Origin of the sequence: Kribbella ginsengisoli, from assembly GCF_039537185.1 — a bacterium.
In the GTDB taxonomy this organism is placed as follows: Bacteria; Actinomycetota; Actinomycetes; order Propionibacteriales; family Kribbellaceae; genus Kribbella; species Kribbella koreensis.
In genome coordinates, this window is the sequence record NZ_BAABAA010000003.1 from 242,674 (window position 1) to 261,393 (window position 18,720).

Genomic DNA, 18,720 nt, shown 5'->3' on the forward strand with positions numbered 1-18,720 from the left:
TGGCGAAGGTTCCAAGAATAGTCAGTTCGTCGTCCAGGGGCGGAGTTTTTCGGGGTTGCGGATGGCCCAGATGTGTTTGATCTTGTCGCCTTCCAGGTCGAAGGCGAGGACGGCGGCGGTGACGCCCTCGTCGAGGACGACCAGGCCGGGCTGGCCGTTGACGGTGCGTTCCTCGACGGTGAGGGAGCCTCGGCGTTCGGCGAGGTCGACGAAGTACCGGGCGATCGTCTCGGCACCCTCGACCGGGTGAAGCGCGGCGCTGACCAGCCCGCCACCGTCGCCGATCGAGACGGCCTCGGGATCGAGCAGGCCGACGAGGGTCTGGATGTCCTTCGCTTTCCAGGCCTGCATGAAGTCGCGGACGATCGCGGTGCGTTCGGCCTCGGGAGCCGGCGGGGTCTGCGAGGTGCGGATGCGGCGGCGGGCCGAGGTGGCGAGTTGGCGGCAGGCTGCCGGCGTACGGCCGACGATCTCGGCGACTTCGGGGAACGGGTAGCGGAACACGTCGTGCAGGATGAACGCGACGCGCTCGGCCGGGGTCATCGATTCGAGCACGACGAGGAACGCCATGTTGACCGACTCGTCGAGGGTGACGCGGTCGGCGGGATCGGTCTGCGTCTGGTCGGGGACGGGCTCGGGGATCCATTCGCCGACGTAGCGCTCCCGGCGTACCCGCGCTGAACCGAGCAGGTCGAGGCAGATCCGGCTCGCCACGGTCGTCAGCCAGGCGCCCGGCGACTCGATCGCATCCTGCTTCTCCCGCGACATCGCGTACCAGCGCGCGTACGTCTCCTGGACGACGTCCTCCGCGTCCGCCAGCGACCCGAGCAGCCGGTACGCGAGGTTGATCAGCTGCCGCCGCTCACTCATGATCACACTCAGCTTCGGATCGCCACCACTCACTGCCGCCTCCTCAGGTTCGCCGTCTCTCGAAGCACCGACGCCCCAGCCTCCCGGATTGTGAGGTCCTCGCTCGACCCTTCTCGATCTGGCCGGTTTCGGTCAAACCTGTTCACATATGTGAATATAGTTCACACCTGTGCTATCGGTGGTCTACCTTCGGGCGAAGAGATGTCGAATCCTCCCGCCCTAAGGAGTTGTTCATGTCGCCACCTGTTGGGATCCGTGTTCGTGTGTTGGCAGTGTTTTTGCTGGGGTGTTTGCTGGCTGGGTTGGGGGTGCAATACGCACAGGCGGCGCCGGCGCCGTTGCAGATCTATCCGGTGCAGTCGATCTATGCCGCCTCGCCCGACTACCGGCTGACCGTCAACGGGCAGAGCGTGCCGGTCAGTGACTTCCCCGGGTACGACATCGCTCAGCTCGCCATGGGCGGCGGCGATGCGACGATCACGGTGACGAAGGTCAACAACACCGCCATCGGGTCCTACTCGATCAGTCCGGCCAAGCTCAATCTCAGCGGGTCGGTCAGCGGCGCGAGTCTGACCTTCACGGTGACCCGCGACGAGTACCTGATCGTCAAACTCGATGGTCGGCCGGGCCTGGTGATCGCGATCGACCCGCTCGAGACCAACCGTCCCGCCGACAACGGCGCCGGCATCTTCAACGTCCGCAACGCGCCGTACAACGCGCAGCCGGGAAGTGGCTACTCCACCACCGCCTTCCAGAACGCCCTGAACGACGCCGCCGCCTGGGGCACAGCCAACGGCAGGCAAGGCACCGTCTACGTCCCCGCCGGCGTCTGGACCCTCGGCACCATCTACCTCCGCAGCAACCTCGCCCTGTACCTCGCCCCCGGTGCCGTCCTGCGCTACACCGGCGAGCGCGCCAACTACGACGTCCACTGGCACAAGGATTCGCAGGGCCGCGACATCACCTGGTTCATCTCGACCCGGTACTCGTCGACCAACATCTCGATCTACGGCCGCGGCACCATCGACGGTAACGGCAAGGCATCCCTTGCCCCGAGCAACCTCGGCGTCAACCTGCTGACCCCCGTCTACACGACCAACTTCCGCGTCGACGGGATCACCTTCAAGGAGGCCAGCAGCTGGATGGTGATGCCGATCCGGTCCGAGGATCTCAGCTTCACCAACCTCAAGCTCTTCAACCGCCTCGATCTCGAACTCGGCGAGAACGACGGCATCGACGTGATGGAGTCGACAGCGGTGACGGTCCGCAACGCGATCGGCATCGGCCTCGACGACCCGTTCAGCACCAAGACCTGGGCAGCGAACACCGACATCACCAAGAACATCCCCGGCAACCCCCGGCCGCTGGACAACGTGCTGTTCGACGACATCATCACCTGGACCTTCTGCTACGGACTCAAGGTCGGCCAGGGCGTCCTGCAGAACCAGTCCAACGTCACCTTCCGCAACGCGGTCGTGTACGACGCGGCCGTCGCGATCGGCGTCCATCACAAGTACGGCACCGGTACGGCCGGCACGATCCGGTTCGAGAACATCGACATCGAGCGGCTGTCCTTCACCAACGACAACAACCGCACCTGGCTGGCGTTGTGGACCGGCGCCGGCGCGAACGGCGTCGGCCCGATCACCGGCGTGACGATCACCGATGTGAGAGTCCGCAACGCCGGTACCACCGCCGCCCGCATCAACGGTCAGCCAGGCGCCCAGATCACCGGCGTCGAGCTGCGCCGGATCCTGATGCCGGGCTCGTCGGCGTACGCGACCACCCTCAACCAGATGAACATCACCAACGTCTCCGAAGCCGGCCCGGTCACCATCAGCCAGTAAGCAGGCCGCGAGATCCCGCGCCGCGAGCTCGCACCCCGGACGAGTTCGCGGCGGTTCGGTTGCAGTGGGTTGCGCCACAGAAGTGGGAATCAACCGAATCCCCGGTCGAGGCGTCTTACCTTGCACAACGGGGTGATTCGGAAATTCTGGGGGAATTTCATGACTGCGGTACAAGAGTTGCTGACGCCTGTCCACCTGCCGGAAGTGCGCCTTCCAGAGCCACTTCCGGTAGGGCGGCGGGTGATGAAGCATCCGCGGATGATGCAGAGCCATCGGCTCACGCTCTTCGTGGTGATGTCGAACGTGCTGGTGCTCGGCTGGGGGTTGAGCGGTCACTGGTGGGACTCGGTGGTGAATCTCGCCTTGGTCGCTCAGGTGAACTTCGCACTGGGTGTGGTTGTGCGGCAGCAGTTCTTCGTGAACTTCCTGTCCCAGTTGGTGATGCGGGTGCCGAAGTCGTGGCCGCTTCGGGTCCGGTGGGCGCTCGCGAAGGGGTATCACCTGGGTGGGCTGCATGTGGGTGGCGCTGTCTGCGGGACGCTGTGGTTCTTCGCTTTGACCGTCGTCGCGACCGGGCAGGTGGGGTTGGGGCTGCTTGTCGTGTACTACGTGCAGTCGCTCCTGCTGCTGGCGATCGTGATGACGTCGCGGCCCTCGATGCGGGCGAAGCGGCATGATCTGTTCGAGCGGGTTCACCGATTCGGCGGGTGGGCGCTGTCGACGCTGTTCTGGATCGGCGCCCTGCTGCTGGTGAACGAACGGCACGGCGCGTCATCGGCCGGGTCGTCGCCGGCCGGCTCGGAGTCGTTGCTGGCGGCGCTCGCCGGTACGCCGACCGTGTGGGTGCTCGCTTTGACCACGACCAGCACGCTGGTTCCGTGGATGTTGCTCCGGCGGATCCCGATCGACGTCATCCGGCCGTCGTCGCATGTCGCGCTGGTGAGCGGCGGGCGCAGCCGCCCGATGGCCGGCTCGACGCGATCCATCTCGCGGCATCCGCTGCGGCAGTGGCACAGCTTCGCGGTGATCCCGACGCCGGGCGCGCCGGGATTCCGGATGGCGGTCTCCCGGGCCGGCGACTGGACCGGGGACTTCATCGACAATCCCCCGTCCCACGTCTGGGTCCGCGGCGTCGCCACGGCCGGGATGGCCAACTACGGAACGGTTTTCAGGCGAGTTGTGTACGTCGTGACGGGCAGCGGGATCGGGCCGGTGCTGGCACATGTACTGGCGAATCGGGTTCCGATGAAGCTGGTGTGGGTGACGCGTGATCCGGTGAAGACGTATGGGCAGGCGCTCGTCGACGAGATCCTCACGGCTCAGCCGGACACCCTCATCTGGGACACCGACGCCTACGGCAAGCCGGACATGGTGAAGCTGGCGTATTCGCAGTACGAGTCCTCCGGCGCCGAAGCCGTCATCTGCGTCTCCAACAAGAAGGTGACCTGGAGGGTCGTCCACGGGATGGAGCGGCTGGGAATCCCCGCGCTAGGACCGATCTGGGACTCCTGACCGGAACTGACGAAGAATGCCGCGAAGTGGATGGGCTGCGGGCATGATGGGTGTTCGGCACACCTAGGAGGGGGACGGCATGGCGTCCGACAGCTGGTTGTTCGAGGATGATCGTGGAGATCAGGTCGAGGTGGCTGCGCGGCCGGCGCGTGTGCTGGCCTATGCGCAGGCCGCGCAGACGCTGGCGGCGTTGGGAGTACCGGTTGTCGGGTACTTCGGGTCGCAGCATCACGCCGATGCCGGGGCGCAACCCGCGCTGGGCCTGGACGTGCCGAGTATCGGCTCCGGTGATGCCGTCGACGACGAGCTGATCGCGACGCTGCAACCTGATCTCGTGGTCGGGGTCAGCTATGCGGGCGAGGTGTACGGGCTGTCGGAAGGTGTCGCGGCCAAGCTGGGTGAGCTCGCGCCGATCCTGCTGATCCGGATCGCCGGCGAGCCGGGGCTCGAGACGATCATCGGGCGCTTTCATCAGCTGGCTGAGGCGTTGACGGGCTCTGACGTTGCGGACGACGAGGCGGTACTGACTGAGGCGCTCGGGCGGTTGAGTGCGGCTGTCGGCGAGCGGCCCGACGTACGCGTCACTGCTTTGTCCGGTGGTACTCCGGCGGACGCGTATGTGGCCAATCCGGCGTACTGGCCGGGGCTGCGACTCCTGGCCGACGCGGGTCTGCCGTTCACGCCGACTCCGGCGCAGGGCGGCTGGGAAGTGGTGAAGTGGACCGAGCTCGCCAGTAGCCATCCTGCTGACATCCTGTTGTACGACCAACGGCCCAATTCGCTCGGCGCTGATCAGCTGGCGGAGATCCCGGCGTGGTCGGAGCAGTCGGCCGTACGCAGCGGTCACGTGTTGCCGTGGAACCCCGAGCCGCCGCTGACCTTCGCAGCAACCGCAGCATCCGTCGACGCCCTGACCGCAGCGATCCAGGCCGACAGCTAGCGGGTGCCGAAGCGTTGCTCTATTGCATCGAGTAGGGACTCGACCTGGCGGTACGTCGCGGAGCTGTAGGCGCCGATGCTGCGTTCGGCGCCGAGGGCGTCGCGCATCGCGTCGAGGTAGCGGCGCTGAACGATCATCATCTGCTCGAAGGAGTCAGGTTTGGCGTTCCGCAGCTGACTGCTCCCGGAGACGAGACCCGGAACGATCCGGTCCTTCATCGTCGTGACCAGCTCCGGGTCGAGCCGCTCGCCACCGATGGTCTGCTCCTCCAGCGGACCGAGCGTGTCGATCGCCCCTTCGCCGACCCGCCGCAGCAGCGACTGGACGGAGTCGCGCTTCTCCTCCGCACTCTCAGCCGCGAAGCTCATCCGATTGATCACCATCGGCAGCGTCAGCCCGAACAGCACCAGCGTGATCAGCGCGACCAGGAACGCCGCGAGCACGACGGTGTCGACGTGCGGCGTACCACCTGGGATCGTCTGGACAGCGGCGACTGTGACGACGCCGCGCATCCCAGCCCAGCCGACGACGACGTATCCGCGTCCGGTGATCGGCTCCCGCTCCTCGAACTCCACATCCGCCCGGCCACGAGCGAGCCGCCGACGGGCCCACGCCAGCCGGTTCTCCTCCCGCTGCCCTGCCGGCGTCATCGAGTCCAGCTGCTCTTCGAATTGACCGAGCTTCGCCCGGGTCTGCTCGTTGCGATCATTCCGCCCGAACCGCTCCCGCAACGCCGGCCAGGCCAGCCCGGCGAACCTGAGGACGATCAACAGTCCAACTACCAGTAGTACAAGGCCGGTGATCTCAGCCGTGGTGGTCTCGGCCCGGGCTGCGTCCACGAGTTCGGGGAGTTGGTAGCCCATGGCAAGGAAGACAGCGCTCTCGAGGATGAAGCTGATCGTCGTCCAAGTGGTGGCCTGGGTCTGCCGATCGCGAGCGCTGAACCGCTTGCTGCCCAGGGCGCCGGTCAGCAGCCCCGCCATCACCACGGCCAGTACGCCGGAAGCGTGGACCTCCTCAGCCGGGAAGTACGCGAGGAAAGGGACCGCGAACGAGATCGTCGTGTTGAGCACCGGATCGTCGAGGCGCTGGCGCAGCAATGCGGTCAGCCAGCCGACCAGCAACCCGATCAGCACGGCTCCGAGCACCGCCTAGCCGAAGTCGAGGACCGTATGCCCGAAGCTGAACCCGGACGACGCGGCGATCGCGGCGATGGCTGTCCGGAGTACGACGAGAGCGGACGCGTCGTTGACCAGGCTCTCCCCCTCCAGCACCGTCATCAGCCGCGGCGGCAGCCCGATCCGGTGCCCGATCGCCGTCGCCGCGACCGCATCGGTCGGACTCACCACAGCGCCGAGCGCCGTGCCCAGTGCAAAGGAGATCTCCGGAAACAACGCATGCACCAGCGCCCCGATGGCCAGCGCCGACACGATCACCATCACCACCGACTGCCAGGCGATCAGCGACACGTTCCGCCGTACGTCGAGCACCGGCAACTGAACCGCTGACGAGTACAGGAGCGGCGGCAGCACTCCCGCCAGGATGAGCTCCGGCTCGACGTGGATGACCGGCGTACCGGGCAGATAACTGGCCCCGATCCCCAGCCCCACCAACAACAACGGCGCGGCCACACCCGTACGCCGAGCGAACACCGACGCGGTGATCATGATCGCCAGCCCGGCCCCGGCCACTAGCAGAAACTGATGGTCCACGCGACGGGAGTCTAGGTCCCGGCACTCGCCGATCCCCGCATTGCAGCAACCTGCAACCTTCACCGAAGGCCTGGCAGGTCGCCCCCACCGGATGGGAGCCTCTGGCGGTCGTTCGTCATTCCGTCTGGGGGGCTCACATGATCCGACAGCTGGCCGCACTCTGCGCCACCACCGCACTCCTCGCCGCCGCACTCCCGGCCACACAGTCCGTCGCCACGCCGGCTGCCGCAGCCGAGCCGACCGCCTGTGCCAAGACCGTTCTCCCGCTGCCTGCCGACACCGAGCCCGGCCTCAGCATGGTCAGAAGCGCGGATCCGTCCGGGCGGTACATCCTCGGGCACGCCCCGCGGCAGGAACGAGCCGGCTCCCAGGGAGTGCTCTGGGTCGACGGCGTACCGCGCTGGCTCGCGTCGAAGCCCGACAGCGAGTCGTACGGCTATGCGGTGGTCAAGGGCGGCTTCGTCCTCGGCTACAGCGGCAACCAGGCCGGTACCGACTACTGGGTCTACTCGGTCAAGACCGACTCGTACCGGATCCTGCAGGTGCCCGAAGGCCAGCAGATCTACACGCTCAGCGGGATGAACGCCCGCCAGGACATCGTCGGTAGCGTCTCCGACGAGACGGACCCCAACACCACTCACGCCTTCATCTGGCCGGCGGGCGGGCAACCGCGGCTGCTCCGCACGCCGCGGGGATCGCAGGGATCCTCTGCTGAGGACATCTCCGACGAGGGCCGGATCATCGGGCGGGCCGGTAACCCGGAAGACCCGAACAGCCCGATCAGCTACCTGTGGGAGTCCTGGAACAGCCGGCCGATCCCGCTCCGGGGCCGGCACCACGAGAACGTCTTCGTCTGGGACATCGAGGGCAGCCGGATCGGCGGTCAGGTGGGCAACGGCATCTACTCCACCGGGTACATCTGGAACACCCGCGGCGCCCTCGTCGCGCAGGTCGAGGATGCCGTGGCCGACGTCAACAGCTCAGGCGACGCCGTCACGGCAGGCGATGACTTCATCGACCACTACCCGTCGATCCTGGTCAGGAGCGACGGCACCAGGTACACCTTCCCCGAAGGCACGATGCTGACGCACGCCTTCAACCGCAACGCGCCGTGGACGGCGGGCGGCTACGAGACCAACTCAGGCTATTGGGCGGCGGTCGTCTACAAATGCGGCAGCTGACTGGAGGCGAACCAGGCGGTCATTCTGACGTCGGGGTCGTCGAGGGAGTCGCCCAGCTGGTGCTCGATCTGGGTCAGGCGGTTGCGGACCGTGTTCCGGTGGAGGCCGAGCTCTTCGGCGGTCTTGAGGTGGGAGCCGTGGTGACGGAGGTAGGACCGCAGAGTTTCCAGCTGCTCTGCGGTCAAGGTCCCCAGATACGAAGCAGAGAAGGCTGCCGCTGTGGGCTGGTCGATGAGTGCAGCGAGACCTTCGTGGACGATGCGGTTCCACCGGACGACAGGTCGGGCCGCAGACGTACGCGCAAGAGCCTGTACCGCGGTGCTGCGACTCCCGGCGAGGCTGTCGGGGGCCGCGATGTCGCCAACCCCCACAAACAAACCCAAGCCGGCCAGCTCGGAGGCGATACGCCCGGCGACCGCATCCGCAGCGACAACGAAGAGGTCGCCGTCCACGCGGACCGCCAGCGTCCCGCGACGGCCGGCCGCACCGTTGGCGCCTGCTACCTCGGCGAGGGTCAGGGCGTCTTCGATTGCTTCTGGGGGTCCTTGGGCGGCTAGGAGTTGGAGCTTGGTCGGGAAGGCCTTGCGGTCCAGTAGTAGCTGTGCGGTGCGGTGGTCGCCGGCCATCAGCAGGTCGAAGGCTCGGCTTGTGACGCGGCGGCGGTCCTCGAGCTTTTCTCGTTGTTGTTCGGAGACCAGGGCCAGGAGGGCTGCGGCGGTGGTGACGGAGCGGCGTTGAGGTTCGGTAGGGCGGGTAGGGGTGGCTGTGACCAAGTAGCTGTCGGGGCGTTGGTTGAGGCCGATTGGCTGGATGGTGATCACCTGCTGGGGTGAGCTCAGCGTGAGGGCGGCGAGCATGCCTTGGGAACGGATCACCTTTAGTTGCTCGCGGATCTCGAGAAGGTCCAGGTCGCCGGGTGAGCCGGATTGGAGTTGGCCGGCGGGGGTGAAGAGGCAGGCGACGCCGGTGGTGACCTTGGCCAGTTGGCGCAGGATTGCTGATGAGGGGTCACGGCCTGCGGCTGCGGCAGTGAGGCGGCGCTGGAGGTCGAGGGCGGTGCGGGCCGCGCGTTCTTCGGCTTGCTCCAGTAGGTCGGCGGTACGCCGGCTGATTGCCACGAACGCCGTCAGCCGTGGGACCTCGACAAGGTTGACCCCCAACTCCTCGCAGGCCCGTACCAACCCCCGGGGCGGCGTCCGATGAGTCAACCCGGTGCCGATCCCGAGCCCGGCGACCCCGGCATCTCGGAGCCGGATGACGTACGACGTCCACTCACGCCGCCAGCCCGCCGTGGCCAGACCCGTGGTCAGCAGCAGCTCCCCACCCTCAAGGAAAGGAGTGGGATCGACCAGCTCGCTGGTCGCTACCCAGCGCACCGGAGCGTTCGGCTGGGGAACGTGGACCGCCTTCAGGTCCAGCCCCGGCTCGGCCAGTACGGCAGTCAGCGGGATCACCCTGACAGTTTTGCACAATCAGCCGCGTCAGATTGTGCAGATAAGCCATCGCCTCCGAGGCAGTCCAACCCGCACCGTGGTGACCATGCCGAACCTACCCACCGGGGGCCCAGCGCTCCCCCAGGAACGTCGACTGCTCACGGCCATCCCCGGTCCTCGCTCTCGCGACCTGCAGAGCCGGAAGTCCGCCGCCGTAGCCCAGGGCGTCGGGACGATCATGCCCGTCTACGCCGCCGCGGCAGGTGGCGGTGTAGTCGTCGACGTGGACGGCAACTCCCTGATTGACTTCGGCTCTGGCATCGCCGTCACCACCGTCGGCAACAGCGCTCCTGCCCTGGTCCAAGCGGTCCAGGACCAGCTGGCCTCCTTCACGCACACCTGCTTCATGGTCACCCCGTACGACGGCTACGTCCGCGTCGCCGAAGCTCTCAACCGGATCACCCCCGGCGACCACCCCAAGCGCACGGCCCTCTTCAACTCAGGTGCCGAAGCCGTCGAGAACGCGGTGAAGATCGCCCGCGCGTACACCGGCAAGCAGGCCGTCGTCGCCTTCGACCACGCCTACCACGGCCGCACCAACCTGACGATGGCGATGACCGCGAAGAACCACCCGTACAAGAGCGGCTTCGGTCCCTTCGCCGGCGAGGTCTACCGCGCGCCCATGTCCTACCCCTTCCGTGATCAAGGCATCGACGGTCCGGCAGCGGCGCGACGTGCGATCGAGGTGATCGAGAAGCAGGTCGGCAGCGAGAACCTCGCGGCCGTGGTGATCGAACCGATCCAGGGCGAGGGCGGCTTCGTCGTACCGGCTGACGGTTTCCTTCCCGCGCTGGCGGCATGGTGCCGCGATCACGACGTGGTGTTCGTCGCCGACGAGGTACAGACCGGGTTCGCCCGGACCGGCGACCTGTTCGCCTGTGAGCACGAAGGCGTCGTACCCGACCTGATCGTGACCGCGAAGGGCATCGCGGGCGGGCTGCCGTTGTCGGCCGTGACCGGTCGCGCCGAGATCATGGACGCTCCTCACGTCGGTGGCCTCGGCGGGACCTACGGCGGCAACCCGCTCGCCTGCGCGGCCGCCCTCGCAGTGATCGAAATGATCGAGACCGACGGGCTGGTCGACCGCGCCCGCGCCATCGGCGACCTGATGACCGAGCGCCTGAGGAAGACCCAGGCGGCCGACGAGCGGATCGGCGACGTCCGCGGCCGTGGCGCGATGCTCGCGGTCGAACTCGTCGTACCGGGAACGACCGAGCCCGACGCCGACCTGACTCGCCGCGTCGCGACGGCCGCTCACGCCAAGGGTCTGATCGTGCTGACCTGCGGCACGTTCGGCAACGTACTGCGCTTCCTGCCGCCGCTGTCGATCCCCGATCACCTGCTGATCGAAGGCCTCGACCTCCTCGACACCGTGCTGGAGGAGTCCCGGTGACGTCCTTCGCCGTCTACAACCCGGCCACCGAGGCAGTCATCGCCGAGGTCCCGAACGGTACCGCCGCCGACGCGACCGCAGCCGTCGACGCCGCCGCGAAGGCCTTCCCGGACTGGGCCACCACCGCTCCCAGAGCGAGGGCCGAGGTACTCCGGAAAGCCTACGAACTCATCATCGCCGGCACCGAGAACCTGGCCGCCCTGATCACCGCCGAGAACGGCAAATCCGAAGCGGACGCAAGAGCCGAGGTCGCCTACTCCGCCGAGTTCTTCCGCTGGTTCTCCGAGGAAGCCGTCCGCACCGACGGCGAATACGGCTCGTCCCCCGCCGGCGGCACCCGCACGATCGTGACCCACCAGCCGGTCGGCATCGCGGCCCTCGTCACCCCCTGGAACTTCCCGGCCGCGATGGCAACCCGCAAGATCGCCCCTGCCCTGGCCGCCGGCTGCACCGTCGTACTGAAGCCGGCCTCCGAAACCCCGCTGACCGCCCTGGCGATCGCCGACCTGCTCACCGCGGCCGGCGTACCCGAAGGTGTGGTGAACGTCGTGACGACCGACTCCCCCGCCGAGGTGGTCACCACCTGGTTGGCGGACGACCGCGTCCGCAAGCTCTCCTTCACCGGCTCGACCCGGGTCGGCCACACCCTGCTCAGGCAGTCGGCCGATCGCGTTCTCAACACCAGCATGGAACTCGGCGGCAACGCACCCTTCATCGTCACCGCCGACGCCGATCTCGACTCCGCCGTCGCCGGCGCGATGATCGCGAAGTTCCGCAACGGCGGCCAGGCCTGCACCGCGGCGAACCGCTTCTTCGTCCACGCGGACGTCCTCGACGATTTCGTGGCTCGCTTCGGCGCGGCGATCGACAAGCTCGAGGTCGCCCCGCTGATCAGCGCGAAGGCCGTCACCGGAGTCAGCGGCCTCGTCGACGATGCCGTCGCCGACGGTGCCCGGATCACCAACACCGGCCCGGTACCGGCCGACGGCTGGTACTACCCCGCGACCCTGCTCGTCGACGTCGAGCCCGGCTTCCGGATCGTCCGTGAGGAGATCTTCGGCCCGGTCGCGCCGATCATCAGCTGGCGCGACGAGCAGGAGATGCTTGCCCAGGTCAACGATTCGGAGTACGGACTGGCCGCCTACGTCTACGCCGGCCGGCTCCAGGACGCACTGCGGATCGCGGAGTCGATCGAGGCCGGCATGGTCGGCGTCAACCGTGGCGTCGTCTCCGACCCAGCCGCCCCGTTCGGCGGCTTCAAACAGAGCGGGCTGGGGCGCGAAGGAGCCCGCGACGGATTGCGCGAATTCCAGGAAACGCAGTTCTTCTCCGTCGACTGGACCTAGCGCCGATGGCTGCTTGGGAGACGGGCAGGCTGCCGGTCGCACGGCAGTCGGCGCGGGCGCGGGCGTGGGCGCGGGCGTGGGCGTGGGCGTGGGCGTGGGCGTCCGTGCATACCTAACTCGGTTGGAAAGCGGTTGCCCTCGGCGTGTCGGAGCGTCCTCCGGGAGTTGTGCCTGCATGGCGCGTCGGCGGGGATAACGACAAGGCTCGATTCCGGGCCTTGTATGTCCGGTAGACCTCCCCCTCTCCTCCTAGATGGCTAGCCGATGGCCGCTCGGACGGCGGGGACGACTTCTTGGGACCAGCGGTTGAGGGTGGTTTCGATGGGGTCGGTGCCTCGCGGGAAGAGGATGAAGCCGGCCGCGCCGTGGTCGAGTACGGCTTCGGTGAGTTCTTCGACCCATTGGGACGGCGAGCCTCCGATCCAGCGGCCGTCCTCGTCGCGGACGCGGTCCAGCGGCTGCGCGGTGATCTGGCCGGGGAAGTTGTAGATCGTCGCCACGTCGGAGGGTTTGCGGCCGACCGACAGGGCCGCGTCGTCGATGATCGGGCGGGCCTGGCGGTACCGCTCGCTGAGCCAATCGGCTGCGTGGCCAGGGATCCAGCCGTCCGCCTGGCGGCCGGTCGCGGCCAAGGACTTGGGTCCGTTGGAGCCGGTCCAGATCGGTGGCGCCGGCACTTGGGAAGGCGCGAGTGCTGTAACGCCGTAGTAAGGGTCGGTGATCGCGGGACCGCCGCCGGAGAGCTTGCGGACCAGGATCATCGCCTGCTCGAACGCCTCCACAGCCTCGGCCGGGCTGACCTTGGGCACGCCCATCGTCGCGATCTTGTCCCACGCGCCGCCCGCACCGAGACCGAGTACGAACCGTCCACCGGAGATCGCGGTCAGCGAGGACGCCGTACGGGCGAGCACCGGCGCCGGACGCAGCGGGAGGTTGGTGACATTGGCCAGCCCGGAGATTCGGGTCGTGCGGCCGAGTATGAAGGCGAGCGTCGCGTAGGGGTCGAGCAGATTGGGCAGGTAGGGGTGGTCCGAGAGCGAGAAAAGGTCGAGCCCGTCCCGATCCGCTTGCTCGGCCAGCCGGAGAATCTCCGGCACCTCGCGGATGTGGTCGGGCGAGCCGTAGCCGAAGCGCACGTTCATCGTCTGCCTCCTAAATAGTTCGAACACCTAAATACTAGGCCTCCTAACTATCAGAACCCCAAACTGTCCGCAGGTCGGACTACAGTGGTGGCGTGGCGACGACGACAACGAGGCACACAGAGCTGGTCGGCTCCCTGGTGCAACTGATGCACGTCCTCCAGGACCTGTACGCCGAAACGAGCCGCCCACTGGGCCTCACTCCACAGCAGGCCCACCTACTGTGCGTCCTGCTCGCCGGCCCCCAGGGCATGACCGACCTGAGCCGCATCATGTCCATCGAACGCTCCAGCCTCACCAGCATGGTCGACCGCCTGGAACGCCGCTCCCTCCTAGCCCGCAACCCGCACCCCACCGACCGTCGCGCCAGCCAGATCACCCTCACCCCCGCCGGCCACACCCTCGCCGCCAAAGCCCACACCGCCTTCACCGACCGGGTAGAAGCCCTCACCACCGGCCTCTCCCCTCGAACCCGCGAAACCCTGACCGCGGCCGTCACCCACATCACGGCACCCGAACTGAGCTGACAGCTCGAGCTCCCGCCCGGAGGTGATTGTCCAGCTCCTGGAGCCGGAGCAGGTCGGCCAGCCCCTGGGATCAGATCTGGGCGGCGAGGTTGCCTGCGGCTTCGATGGCGATTTCGATGGCTCGGGTGGCGAGGGGTGAATGGGTGCGTTCGGCCGGCCAGTGGAGGAACATCTCGCGGGATGGCGCCGGCTCTAGCTGATGGATGCTGAGGCGGTCGTCGGATGTGGCGTCGGATCCGTGCAGGGCAAGCCACGGCAGCACCGCTGAGCCGATCCCCGCCCGCACCATCGACAGGATGGTTTCGTGGCCGCTAGTACGGAACACGACCCGCGGCCGGGCGCCATACTCCGCAAGCGTCCGCTCCAACCAGCGCTGGTGGAAGGTGAGCGGCCACGCGACCATCGGCGCTCCGTCGAGCAGCTCCGCGCGTACAGGCCCGTCAGGAAACACACCGACGCCGGCCACCAACAGATACGGCTCGTCGAGCAGCTTCACGTGTTCGACGTCGCCTTCGATCCGGCCGTCGTGGAAGAGCAGATCGAGATCCCCGAGCTTCGGATCCTCGGGCTCGACCTCGGACAACCTGATGTCGCAGCCCGGATGCTCATCCAGTAACTGCCGTACCACCGCCGGCAGGATCAGATTGGACACGCTCTGGAAGGTGCCGATGTCGATCCGCCCACTCCCCGCCCGGAACCGATCGACCGCATCAGCCAGCGCCTCCGACCTCGTCAGCAACTCGCGCCCATGACTCAGCACCACCTCACCGAGCGGGGTGAGTCGCACCGCCCGGGGCCCACCCGGCCGATCGAAAACAGCCCCACCCAGCGCCCGCTCCAGCGCCGCGATCTGCTGACTCACCGACGACTGGGTATACCCGAGCCGGACCGCCGCCCGCCCGAACGTCCCCTCCTCGGCGATGGCAGCCATCGCCCGCAAATGCCGCAACTCGACGTCGATCACCGACCAACCATAACCCCTGGCGATCACCTTGATCGCTGATCATCGCTTTTCACGATCACCCACCGCGCCTAGCGTCGTACCCAAGAGACGCCGACTCAGCGAATGGGAGCACACCGATGACCGCGATGACCGACACCGAATGGCGATCCTTCGTCACCACCGGAACCAAGCTCGCCCACGTGGCCCTGGCCCGCCCCGACGGCCGGCCCCACGTCACCCCGATCTGCTTCGTCCTCGACGGCGACGAACTGGCCTTCGCCCTCTCCCCCGGCAGCGTTAAAGGCGACCTGCTGGCCGGCGACCCCCGCATCGCAGCCTGCATCAGCGACGACCAGCAGCCCTACAGTTTCGTCACCCTCGAAGGCCAGGCAAGAATCTCCGCCGACCCCACCCACATCAAGTCCGTCGCCTCAGCCATCGCCGACCGCTACTACCCCACCCATCCCGCGGACGCCCTGGCCGAAACTTTCACAGAACAAGGCTTCACCGCAGTCCACATCACCATCACCAAGGTCATCGCCCACTCCGATCTCGGCTGACCTACTGCTCGGCAGTGATCCCGCGCAGCAGTCCGGTGGTCTGCCCGATCTCGATCAGGTAGCCATCCGGATCCCGCAGATAACACCGCACCTCCGACCCCCGATCCAACGGCTCGGTAAGAAACTGCGCCCCTTTCGCCCGGGCATCGGCATAGAACGCCGCGATATCGGCCACCCGCACATTGAGAAACGCCGACACCGGATCCCCAGCCTCAGGCGCACTCAACGTCACCCCTGGCTTGTCCGGCGTAGGCCCACCCCCCGGATTCATGATGATCCACGTATTGGCCACCTGAACCACCGCCGGATTCTCCGCCAACACCACCCGCCCACCGAAGACATCCGCATAGAACTCCCGGGAAACCCGCACATCCCGCACAGTCAGAAACTGCGCAACAACCAACCCGGCCTCCGGCACCGGAAACCCACCTTGCTCCGCCACTGTCCATCTCCGATTCCTCGTCGAGTCATACCCGTCAATCCAAGACAGCACAGCACCCACAGCTGTGACAGGCGGACGGCGGAGCAGGCGTGGGGAGTTGTTCAGGGGGTTGGGATGGGGGTGAGGTGGGAGCGGAGGATCAGGTGGAGGGTGCTGTGGAGGGCTAGGCCGCCCAGGGAGTCGAGGGCTCGGAAGGTGAGGGTGAGGTCTACGGTCGTCGGTACGCCGAAGCGCACCCGGAACTCACCATCCTGCCGAGGTAAGCCGCTCAACTCATGCATCGGAAGATCCAACTCGAGCCCCGGCACCGGGCCGGCGTCGATCACCAGCCGCCCGGTCACGTACCCGGTGTTGACGATCGGGAACCCGATCGTGTGCCACTCACCGCTCGACAGGCTGGCTACCCGGTTCCCGGTCCGCGCCGCGTTGACCCTGGCCTCCGGATTGATCGTCACCGAGATCGGCGCCGTCGTCTCAACCGGCCCACAACAACCGGCCGCCTCCCCGTGAACCATCAGTCGACCTCGCATTCGGCGAGCCGCTCCCGATACGTAGCCTGCGCAGCGTCGTATCCGTCCCGTGCCGCCGGCCGCTCGGTCTCGCGGATGAAGCCGGACTTCGCCTTCCACAGCGCATCGACCGAGTCGTGCAACCACTGTGCGCTCCGACGCGACGCCCGGATCGGCAGCCCGCCGACCTCCACGAAGATCGGCTGCGTGTGCACACTGCGCAGGATCCGCAAAGCGACCCACGACGAGCGCTCGAGCTCCACCGAGAAGTCCAGAGCCTGCTCGTTGCCGTCAGCAAGCAGTTCCTGTGTGCCGACCGGCACTCCGTTCACCAGTACCTCGACCAGCACGTTCCGCGACCGCCCGATCCGCGACCGCTCAAGATGCCACCCAACCGGCGCGGAGTACACCGGCTGACCGGCAGCAGGCAACGCCGGCGGCTCCTCAGGCAACCAGGCAGTGACAGTAGCGCTCACCCGCACCACCCCCGGAGCGTCAACCGCATGCTCCCGAGAGACATCCCCATCGACCGCGAAGTCGTAGACATGGCTGCGCCCATCACCGAAGTACGACGCACCGTCCTTCAACCCAAGAAGCCACGCCTCCAGAGCCTGCGGACCTTGCGGCGGCTCAGGCAGCCGCACATATGTCCGCCCGACCCCCGGCCCATCGTCGTAAATACAGGGATAGTCGGTCTCCCCGAGCATCAGCGTCCGATACCCGACATTCAGCAAGTGGTACCAGATGTTGAGCTCAGCAGCAGGCGCGAACTCAGCCCCACACTGGAAGTCCGCAGCACCGAGCGGCACATCGACGATGATCTCGTTGGACCCGATCGACTGAAAGCCAGGGATCACATAGTTCGGCAACTCATCGGTCCCGACCGACAGCCCGAGCCCGCAATGCGCATACCCGACCAGCGCGTTCTGCTCATGCCCCCACCGCATCACCGGCAGATTCCACGACGGCCAGTCCTCGATCACCGACGTACCCGGATAGTCCTGATCAGTCAGCCCGAGCAAGATGACGTGCCCCGAATGACTGGACGGGAACCCCGACACCTCCAGGTCGTACCGGAGCACACTCTGCCCGTCGCGATCAGTGTCCTGCGGCTCCCAGGTCATCCCCTGCGCCAGCTGCATAGCCGGATGCTCCAGCTCTGCACGCGGACTGATCGACACCCCACTGAAGAACTGCTTCTGGTGGTAGTAACACGGCCCCCAGGTGAGCACGCTCCCCATCCAGAGCCCCTCGCCCCGAACATGCCGGATCATCGTCTCCGGCGTAACCCCCTCAGACGGAACGCTGTAATGCGAGCACCCACCCGCATGAATATGCGGATCCCCCGAGTAATACCCCCGCGCAGCCGGATCAGCCCACCGATCAAGCTCGATCGACACAGCTTCACTGTCCTCCGACAGTGAAACCTCGACCCGGACTTCCCGGTACTCCGGACCGCGCCGCGCCGTGATCTCGTACGACCCCGCCGGCAGCGCGATCACCTCACCGGTCGCCCGGTACACGTGCTCGTGAAAGAACATGTCCGGCGCCAACCGCATCGCCTTCGACGGATAAGCCCTACGCTGCGAATCCCGCACGGTCACCGCCGCCACCGTGCTACTCCCATCCGGCTCCCGGAGGTCGAACCGGATGTCGCGAGCAGGCAGACACTCGAAGTCGATCTTCGCCCCATACGGCCGGCTCTCGAACCCCATCCGCTGCCAGGCCTTCGACGACGGCGGCCGGGTCAGACTCTCCGTCGCCTCCTCCACCGCCAGCAGGAAACTCAACTCACCACTGCGAGTCCCACCATCGCGGCTGTACAAGCTGATCACCTTGTACTCGACATCCAACCCAGCCACATCGGTCGGCCCCACAAGCTTCACCTGCAGCCAACTGCGCTCGATCCGCGGCACCACCGTCAACGTGTCGGCCAACGCGATCCGCGCCGCGTGGCTGTGGTGATCCACCAGCCCGAGCACATGATTCGACGGCGCGGACAGATCCCCCAGCAGCCGCTGCGGATTCACCACCCGAACCAGAAAACTCCGCCATCCATGCTGAACCAGCCGCGGCACCGCAGCCCCCGGCGTGGCCGCGGTCAGCCCTTGCTCATCGATCAGCGCCTCGACAAGGACATAGGGCCGTAGCAGTTCTTCCACCGCGGCAGACTTGACGGCCTCGCTCTGCGCGTCGTCAACCAGCTTCGCCAGTTGACCGATCAGTTCATCGGGTAGCGGTTCACCGATGTCACGAAGTTTCTCAACGGCTCGAGTCGCGGATGCCAGCAGTGGTTGGAACACAGG

General features: G+C 67.0%; 15 protein-coding genes and 1 pseudogene. 8 read left to right on the plus strand and 8 right to left on the minus strand.

Annotated features, from left to right (window positions below; genetic code table 11):
- Positions 1-21: 21 nt before the first annotated feature.
- On the minus strand, positions 22-903 hold the full coding sequence (gene sigJ / locus ABD768_RS14825) for an RNA polymerase sigma factor SigJ (RefSeq protein WP_344841029.1): 882 nt from the start codon (positions 901-903) through the stop codon (positions 22-24).
- 275 nt (positions 904-1,178) lie between these two features.
- On the opposite strand from sigJ, the gene ABD768_RS14830 reads away from it, so the two are divergent.
- The 3 genes from ABD768_RS14830 to ABD768_RS14840 all read left to right on the plus strand — a co-directional run bounded on the left by ABD768_RS14830 (position 1,179) and on the right by ABD768_RS14840 (position 5,169).
- Positions 1,179-2,717, plus strand: a complete 1,539-nt coding sequence (locus ABD768_RS14830) for a glycosyl hydrolase family 28 protein (protein WP_344841031.1) — start codon at positions 1,179-1,181, stop codon at positions 2,715-2,717.
- A gap of 258 nt (positions 2,718-2,975) precedes the next feature.
- Positions 2,976-4,229, plus strand: a complete 1,254-nt coding sequence (locus ABD768_RS14835; protein WP_344841032.1) for a ferredoxin reductase domain-containing protein — start codon at positions 2,976-2,978, stop codon at positions 4,227-4,229.
- A gap of 79 nt (positions 4,230-4,308) precedes the next feature.
- Positions 4,309-5,169, plus strand: coding sequence for an ABC transporter substrate-binding protein (locus ABD768_RS14840; RefSeq protein WP_344841034.1), 861 nt, complete (start codon positions 4,309-4,311; stop codon positions 5,167-5,169).
- Here ABD768_RS14840 and ABD768_RS14845 read toward each other — a convergent pair.
- Positions 5,166-6,836: pseudogene (locus tag ABD768_RS14845) on the minus strand (cation:proton antiporter). The gene ABD768_RS14840 and the pseudogene ABD768_RS14845 sit on opposite strands and share 4 nt — an antisense overlap.
- A 182-nt stretch (positions 6,837-7,018) precedes the next feature.
- Here ABD768_RS14845 and ABD768_RS14850 point away from each other — a divergent pair.
- On the plus strand, positions 7,019-8,062 hold the full coding sequence (locus tag ABD768_RS14850) for a hypothetical protein (RefSeq protein ID WP_344841035.1): 1,044 nt from the start codon (positions 7,019-7,021) through the stop codon (positions 8,060-8,062).
- Here the strand turns inward: ABD768_RS14850 and ABD768_RS14855 are convergent.
- Positions 8,044-9,516 (minus strand): PucR family transcriptional regulator, encoded by a 1,473-nt coding sequence (locus ABD768_RS14855; RefSeq protein ID WP_344841037.1) that lies wholly within the window; start codon positions 9,514-9,516, stop codon positions 8,044-8,046. The genes ABD768_RS14850 and ABD768_RS14855 overlap by 19 nt on opposite strands.
- An 85-nt stretch (positions 9,517-9,601) precedes the next feature.
- Here ABD768_RS14855 and gabT point away from each other — a divergent pair, with 85 nt between their 5' ends.
- Entirely contained in the window at positions 9,602-10,948 is a 1,347-nt protein-coding gene (gene gabT, locus ABD768_RS14860) for a 4-aminobutyrate--2-oxoglutarate transaminase (RefSeq protein WP_344841039.1), read from the plus strand.
- Positions 10,945-12,294 (plus strand): NAD-dependent succinate-semialdehyde dehydrogenase, encoded by a 1,350-nt coding sequence (locus tag ABD768_RS14865; RefSeq protein ID WP_344841041.1) that lies wholly within the window; start codon positions 10,945-10,947, stop codon positions 12,292-12,294. The genes gabT and ABD768_RS14865 overlap by 4 nt, the downstream gene beginning before the upstream one ends.
- Before the next feature lie 257 nt (positions 12,295-12,551).
- Here ABD768_RS14865 and ABD768_RS14870 read toward each other — a convergent pair whose 3' ends face one another.
- Positions 12,552-13,436: an LLM class flavin-dependent oxidoreductase gene (locus ABD768_RS14870; RefSeq protein ID WP_344841042.1), complete on the minus strand. Its 885-nt coding sequence runs from the start codon at positions 13,434-13,436 to the stop codon at positions 12,552-12,554.
- A 92-nt stretch (positions 13,437-13,528) separates the two neighbouring features.
- Here ABD768_RS14870 and ABD768_RS14875 point away from each other — a divergent pair, with 92 nt between their 5' ends.
- Complete coding sequence (locus ABD768_RS14875) at positions 13,529-13,960, plus strand: MarR family winged helix-turn-helix transcriptional regulator (protein WP_344841043.1); 432 nt, start codon at positions 13,529-13,531, stop codon at positions 13,958-13,960.
- 70 nt (positions 13,961-14,030) lie between these two features.
- On the opposite strand, the gene ABD768_RS14880 is transcribed toward ABD768_RS14875, so the two are convergent.
- Complete coding sequence (locus ABD768_RS14880; protein ID WP_344841044.1) at positions 14,031-14,924, minus strand: LysR family transcriptional regulator; 894 nt, start codon at positions 14,922-14,924, stop codon at positions 14,031-14,033.
- Positions 14,925-15,040: 116 nt separating this feature from the next.
- On the opposite strand from ABD768_RS14880, the gene ABD768_RS14885 reads away from it, so the two are divergent.
- A complete protein-coding gene (locus tag ABD768_RS14885) occupies positions 15,041-15,463 on the plus strand; it encodes a PPOX class F420-dependent oxidoreductase (RefSeq protein WP_344841045.1) in 423 nt (140 codons plus the stop codon).
- A gap of 1 nt (position 15,464) precedes the next feature.
- On the opposite strand, the gene ABD768_RS14890 is transcribed toward ABD768_RS14885, so the two are convergent.
- The 3 genes from ABD768_RS14890 to ABD768_RS14900 all read right to left on the minus strand — a co-directional run bounded on the left by ABD768_RS14890 (position 15,465) and on the right by ABD768_RS14900 (position 18,576).
- On the minus strand, positions 15,465-15,905 hold the full coding sequence (locus tag ABD768_RS14890; protein ID WP_344841046.1) for a VOC family protein: 441 nt from the start codon (positions 15,903-15,905) through the stop codon (positions 15,465-15,467).
- A gap of 101 nt (positions 15,906-16,006) precedes the next feature.
- Positions 16,007-16,420: a hypothetical protein gene (locus ABD768_RS14895; RefSeq protein WP_344841048.1), complete on the minus strand. Its 414-nt coding sequence runs from the start codon at positions 16,418-16,420 to the stop codon at positions 16,007-16,009.
- Positions 16,420-18,576, minus strand: a complete 2,157-nt coding sequence (locus tag ABD768_RS14900) for a CehA/McbA family metallohydrolase (protein ID WP_344841050.1) — start codon at positions 18,574-18,576, stop codon at positions 16,420-16,422. The genes ABD768_RS14895 and ABD768_RS14900 overlap by 1 nt, the downstream gene beginning before the upstream one ends.
- Between the last annotated feature and the right edge of the window lie 144 nt (positions 18,577-18,720).